The sequence below is a fragment of the Methylobacterium sp. WL103 genome (genome assembly GCF_008039885.1).
In the GTDB taxonomy this organism is placed as follows: domain Bacteria; phylum Pseudomonadota; class Alphaproteobacteria; order Rhizobiales; family Beijerinckiaceae; genus Methylobacterium; species Methylobacterium cerastii.
The window spans coordinates 1-6424 of record NZ_VRUX01000231.1 but is presented as its reverse complement, the minus strand read 5'-3'; the positions used below and the strand labels follow the sequence as shown (position 1 = coordinate 6424).

Annotated in this window: 1 protein-coding gene and 3 pseudogenes; 1 reads left to right on the top strand and 3 read right to left on the bottom strand. The window is 73.8% G+C overall.

Annotated elements, in window-relative coordinates:
* Both FV222_RS14660 and FV222_RS31200 read right to left on the bottom strand, forming a co-directional pair.
* Nucleotides 1-4137 (bottom strand): annotated as a pseudogene (locus tag FV222_RS14660) (hypothetical protein); the annotation flags it as partial.
* Between the two features lie 18 nt (nt 4138-4155).
* A pseudogene (locus FV222_RS31200) lies at nt 4156-5652 on the bottom strand (aminotransferase class I/II-fold pyridoxal phosphate-dependent enzyme); the annotation flags it as partial.
* A 157-nt stretch (nt 5653-5809) separates the two neighbouring features.
* Here FV222_RS31200 and FV222_RS14655 point away from each other — a divergent pair.
* A complete protein-coding gene (locus FV222_RS14655) occupies nt 5810-6061 on the top strand; it encodes a hypothetical protein (protein WP_147752375.1) in 252 nt (83 codons plus the stop codon).
* Nucleotides 6062-6122: 61 nt separating this feature from the next.
* Here the strand turns inward: FV222_RS14655 and FV222_RS14650 are convergent.
* Nucleotides 6123-6424 (bottom strand): annotated as a pseudogene (locus FV222_RS14650) (DNA mismatch repair protein MutL); the annotation flags it as partial.

Below are 6424 nucleotides of genomic sequence, written 5' to 3'. Positions count from 1 at the left end.
CTCCTCGGCGGCGCGCAGCGCGCGCTCGATGCCCTCGGCGAAGGCCGCGGTCCGGCTCTCCAGCGCGACCGAGCGCTCCTGCAGGCCGGCCAGAGCCGTCTCGACTGCTTCCCCGCGGCCCGACAGAGTGGCGGCGAGCCGGTTCTCGACGCCTTCAAGCGAGCCGGCGGCGTGGCCGAGTTCGGCGACGTGGGTGCGCGACTGCTCGGCGAGCGCACGGCTGCGCCCGTCGAGGGCTTCGGCGAGGTTCGTGGCCTCGCGCACGGCACCCTCGGCGACGCCGCGCAGGGCCTCGACCTGAGCCGAGACGCCTTCGCTCGCGGTTCCGGTCTGCGTCGCCACGTCCTGCAGCGCCGCCTGGATCTGCTGGACGCGCTCGGCGAGCTCGCCCTCGACCGCGCCGAGGTTGGCGTTGGCACCGATGAGGAGGTCCTTGAGCGCGGCGTTCGCCCCCTCGATCCGGGCGACCACGCCGCCGAGGTCGCGCCGCAGGCGCTCGTTGACCTCCGACAGGCCGGCGATGGAGCGGGCGGCCCCGTTCTCGACCGCGGCGCGCAACGCCTCGGCGGATTCCCGCGACTGGGCGGTGAGCGCCTCGGTGCGCTCGCGCAGCGCCTCGATCAGCGGCTGCCCGGTCTCGGCCAACGCCCGCTCGATCGCTGTGCCGCGCTCGGCCAGGGCGCCGGAGAGCTGCAGCACCGGCCCGTCGATGACCGCGCGCAGGCGCTCGATATGGCCCTTCATCGTGTCCGTGACCGAGCGGCCGGTGCCGTCGACGCGCTCGACCAGGGCTTCGCCGCCCTCCTCGATGCCGCGCACGATCGTCTCGGCGCTCTGCGCCAGGCGGCGCGCCAGGGCTTCGCCACGCGCGTCGACCAGGCTGCCGAGCGCGACGGCGCGGCGCTCGAAGCCTGCGGACAGGGCCTCGGTCCGCTCGTCGAGCAGGGCCGCCATCGCGGCGTTGCGCTCGTCGAGGGTGGCGCCCAGCATCGCGCTGTGGCCGTCGGTGAGCGCCGCGTGGTCGCGGGCGCGCTGGTCCAACGCCGCCACTAGGGCGGCCATGCGCTCCTCGACGAGGCCGGCGAAGGCGTCGTGGCGGTCGTCGAACGCCGTGGCGATCGCATCGCCGCGCGAGGCCACCAGGGTGGCGAACGTCTTCATCCGGCTGTCGATGCGCTGGGTGAAGGCCTCGCTGCGGCCGTCGACGCTCACAGTCAGGGCCGTGCCCTGCGCCTCGACGGTCTTGGCGAAGGCCTCGGTCCGGGTCTGCAGCAGGTCGGCGAGGTCGGCCATGCGGGCGTCGAACGCCTCGGTGATCGCCCGGGTGCGGGCCTCGACGTCGCCGCCGAGCGCCGTGGTGCGGTTCTCCAACAGGTGCTCGATCGTGCCGGTCGCCTCGTCGAGCAGGGCGCGCAGGCCCTCCATGCGAGCCGCGACCGTGCGGGAGAAATGCTCGGCGCGATCCTCGACGGCGTTGCCGAGGGCGTGGCCGCTCTCGTCGAACAGGGTGCGCAGGGTCTGCGTACGGGTATCCACGGTCTCGGCGAGCTGCCGGCCACGGCTCTCGACCATCCCGTCGAGGGCTTCGTGGGCCTCGGAGAAGGCGTCGCGCAGGGCGGCCGTGCGGTCGTCCAGCGTCTGGGTGAGCTGTTGCTGGCGCGCCTCGACGAGCTGCACCAAAGCGGCCGGCGCCTCGTCCAACACCGCGCGCAGGGCGACGACGCCGGCGTCGACGGTGGTGGCGAGCTGCCTGCCGCGGTTCTCGACCAGCCCGTCGAGGGCCGCGTGGGCCTCCGAGAAGACGTCGCGCAGGGCGGCCGTGCGGTCGTCCAGCGTCTGCGTGAGCTGTTGCTGGCGCGCCTCGACGAGCTGCACCAGCGCAGCCGGCGCTTCGTCGAACACCGCGCGCAGGGCTGCGACGCGGGCGTCGACGGCGGTGGCGAGGTCGTCGCCGCGGCCTTCGACCACGGCGTCGAGGGCGGTGTGCGCCTGCTCGAACAGGGCGCGCAGCATTTGTGCCCGCGCGTCCACCGTCTTGGCGAACTGCGTGCCCCGGCCGTCGACGAGGTTCGCCAGCGCATCCAGGCGCTCGTCGAACAGGCTGCCCATCGCCTGGGTGCGGTCGTCCAGCGTGGTGGTGGCGTGGCCGAGCGTCGCCGCGATGGTCTCGACCAGCTCGCGGCCGCGGTTGTCGAGGGCGTCGTGGAGCGGTCCCATGCGGCCGTCGAGGCTCGACGACAGGGTGGTGGCGTGCTCATCGAGCAGGACGCGGATCTGGTTGGTGCGGGCGTCGAGCAGGTCGTGGACGGTGCGCACGCCCTCGTCGAGCAGGCCGCTGATGTCCGAGGTGCGGGACGCCAGCGTGCGCCCGAGTCGGCCCTCGCCGTCGCCGAGCATGCGCTCCGCGTCCGCGATGGTCTGCTGGAGCTTCGCCAGCACGCTCTCGCCGCGCTGATCGATGACCTCGCCGAGCGAGGTGCCGCCGCGGTCGAACAGGCGGGCCAGCTCGGTGATGCGACCGCCGATGGCGCCGAACACCATGCGGCCCTTCTCGTCGAGCTCGCTCGACATCGCGGCGGTGCGCTCGTCGATGAGGTGGCCGAGCAGGTCCGAGCGCTCGGCGAAGGCGCGCCGCACCGCTTCGGTCTGGGTGGCCAGCGCCGCGTCGGCGCTGGTGGCGCGCTCCTCGATCAGCGCGACGAGTTCCTGGACACGCCCGGCGAGGGCGGCGTCGATGCCGCCGGTCCGCTCCTCGATGGCGCGGGTGAGGTCGGCGACGCGCGCGGCCATCGCGGCGTCGATCCCGCTGGTGCGGCTCTCGATGGTCGCGACGAGGTCGCGGGTGCGGCCGCCGAGTTCTTCGTCGATCGCGCGGGTGCGACTTTCGATCAGGCGGATCGCCTCGAAGGCCTGAGCACCGAAGCGCTCGTCGACCAGGCGGCTGCGCTCCTCCAGCGCCGCGCCGATCGCTTCCAGGCGGCCGAGCACGCCGGTGTCGAAGCGTCCGGCCCCCTCGTCGAGGCGGCGGGCCATCTCCTCGCTGCGCTCGGCGAGGGCGTCGCTGAGGGCGGCGGCACGGGACGCGATGTCCTGGCCCAGGCCCGCGGCACGGCCGTCCAGCGCCTCGACGAGGTCGCGGCTGCCCTCGGCCATGATCCGCGCCATCTCGCCAGTGCGGCCGATCAGAGCCTCGTTCAGCGCCGTCGCGCGGGTGCCGAGATGGCCGTCGATGTGGCTCACGAGGTTGGCGAAGGTCTCGCCGATCTCGGCCGAACGCTTGGCGGAGCGGTCTTCCAAGGCGCCGAGATGCGTCTCGACCGCGTCCCGCGCGTCGCGGGTGCGCTCGACGATGGTCTCGGCGAAGGCCTGGCCCCGGACGGAGATGAGCCGGTCCATCTCGGCGAGGCTGCCGCCCATGGTCTCGCCCAGCGTGGAGGTGTCGCGGGAGATCTTGTCGGCGAGGATGTCGCCGCGGGCGATGATTTCGTGGAGGGCGGCGAGGCGGTTGCCGATCGTCTCGTCGATCGCCTTCACCCGCACGTCGGCGGTCTCGCCGAAGCTGGCGCCGCTCTGGTGCAGGGCGTCGGCGACGCGCGCGCCCTGGGTCGCCACGGCGAGCACGATGTCGCGCCCGGTTCCGGCGATCCGCGCCTGGGTCTCCTCGGCATGGCTGGCGAGCAGGTCGGTGACGCCGCGGCCGTGTTCGCCGAAGGCCGCCTCGATCGTGCGCATCCGGGCCGACAGCTCCTCGGCGACCTGCTCAGCCGCGCGGGCGATGGCGCCGGTGGTCTCGTTCGAACGGGTCGAGAACTCGGCGTTGAGCGTGCCCATCGCAGTGCGCAGGGCTTCGATCGCCGCCTCGGCGCGTCCGCCGAGCAGGCCGCCGGCCTCCTCGGAGGCGGCGTCGATCCGGCCGAGCAGGCCGTTCATGTGGGTCTCGACGGCCCCCGTCACCTCGCCCGAGGTGGCGCGCAGGGCGTCCATCGCGGCGGAGACGCGGGCGGCCATCTCTGCGGTCTGGGCGGCGGTTGCCCCGTGCGCGGTCGAGGCGGCGAGAGTGATCGCCTCCGCGGCTTCGGCGCTGCGGGCAGCGAGGTCGGCGGCGGTGTCGGCGAGGCGCCGCTCGAAGATCTGCACGGCCTCGACGGTGCGGGCTTCCAACTCGCCGGTCGCGCCGGCGGCGGAGCGACGCATCGCCTGCGCCGCCTCGGCTCCGGTGGCGCCGATCGAGACCGTGGTCTCCTCGGCCGAGCGGCGGAAGCTGTCGACGGCCTCGGCGGTGCGCGCCACGATCTCGGCCGACAGGGTCGCGATGGTCTCGCGCAGGGAGCCCGTCGCACCCGAGGCGCCGTGGGCGAAGGTGTCGCCGAGGCTGGCGAAGGCGGCCTCCAGGCTTGAGGCCGCCTCCTGCGAGCGCAAAGCCACGAGGCTGCCGGCGCGCTCGCCGGCCGCATCGAGGCGGGTCTCGAGGGCGCCGCCGTGGAGGGTGATGGTCTCGTGCAGGCGCCCGGCGATCGCCTCGATGCGGTCGGCGACGACACCGCCGCCGGCGGTGACGGTCTCCGCGATGCGCTCGGCGGTGCCGACGCCGGCGTCGACGCTGACGAAGTAGCCGCCCTCGGGCCGGCTCCAGATCACGTCGGTCCCGGTGAGGTGGCGTTCGAGCGCCTCGGTCACGGCCGAGAACTTCGGGGCGAGGAGCTCGCGCTGGCGCTCCATGTGGGCGGTGAGCCCGGCCGGGTCGCGCAGGAAGCGGACGTGCCGAAGCTGGTTCAGCTTGTCCGGCCCGATGGTGCGCTTGCCGGCCCGCGCCAGGTACCAGCGCACGTTCTCGGGAGAGCCGGCGAAGAACGCCAGCCCCGCGCCGGCGAGCGTGATCTTCGAGGTCGAGGCGAAGACGAAGGCGCGGTCGGGGTTGCCGGCCTGCTTGCAGACATCGAGGATGTCGGGAATCGCGTGGTGCTCGGGCGTGAGGTGGTGGACGGCGTAGGCGTTGTCCCAGAACAGGCGGAAGTCCGGGGCGCCGGCCTTCATCGCGGCGAGCCGCCGGACGGTCTCGTCCGAATAGATCTCGCCGGACGGGTTCGAATATTTCGGGACGCACCACATCCCCTTGACCGCCGGGTCCGCGACCAGGGCATCGACCACCTCCATGTCCGGCCCCTCGGGGGTCATCGGCACCGGCAGCATGCGGATGCCGAACTCCTCGCACAGGGCGAAGTGGCGGTCGTAGCCCGGCACCGGGCAGAGGAAGGCCGGCGCCGCCTCCTTCGACCACGGGCGCTCGGAGCCGGGCACGCCCTTCAGCATCGCCCAGACGATGCAGTCGTGCATCACGGCGAGACTTGCGTTCTCGGCCACCACCACCTGCTCCGGCGGCGCGCCGAGGAGCGCCGGGCCGAACAGCGCGCGGGCCTCGGCCAGGCCCTGGAGGCCGCCGTAGTTGCGCGCATCCTCGCCCGACGCCGTGGTGTGGTCGCCGTTGCCGGGCAGCGCCAGCATCCCCGAGGCGAGGTCGAGCTGCTCGGGCGCGGGCTTGCCCCGGGTCATGTCGAGTTTCAGCCCGCGGGCGCGGAACGCCTCGTAGGCGCCTTGCGCCTGCGCATAGCGCGCGGCGAGGTCGGCGGGGGACAGGTCTGCGAGTGCGGTCATCGGAACACGGGCCGGGTTGTTCGGGCGTCGGGGCGTGTCATAGGCCGATCCGTGTTCCAGCGCACGCGAAAGCCGCGGCCGGGACCGGCCGGCCCTTCCCGGATCACGGATCGGTGATCTAAGCTCGCCGCGAGGGGGCGGTCGATTCGAGAGCGCCATGATCGACGACGTCTTCACCTACGGCGGGCAAGGCCTGGGTTTCGTGGCGATCGGCCTGTGGGCCTGGCTCGCCATGACCGCGCCCGCGCTCCAGGCCTGGATCCTGGCGCGCTACGAGGACGAGCTCGGGCTCGGCGCCTCGCCGTCCGCTTCCGCCCCCGCACGCTCGGCCCGCATGGGGCTCGTCGCCGGCGGGGTGACGATGGTCGCGCTCCTGTGCCAGTCGATCGGGTTCGCGATCCCGGATTGACCTTGCCGCGATCGACCTTGCCCGGATTGAATTTGCCGCGATCGACCCTGCGCCGCCCCGCTCAGCGCCGCCCGAACAGCCGCTCGATGTCGTGGCGGCCGAGCGCGACGTAGGTCGGGCGGCCGTGGTTGCACTGGCCGGAATTCGGCGTCGCCTCCATGGCGCGTAAGAGCGCGTTCATCTCCTCCGGGCGCAGGCGGCGGCCGGCGCGGATCGAGCCGTGGCAGCTCATCCGCGAGAGCACCGCGTCGAGGCGGCGCCCGAGGGGGCCGTCCTCCAGGGCGCCGGCGCCGCCCTCCTCCACCCCGCTGGCGTCGAGCGCGTCGAGGATGTCGGCGACGAGGTCGCGCACCGAGGCGCCGG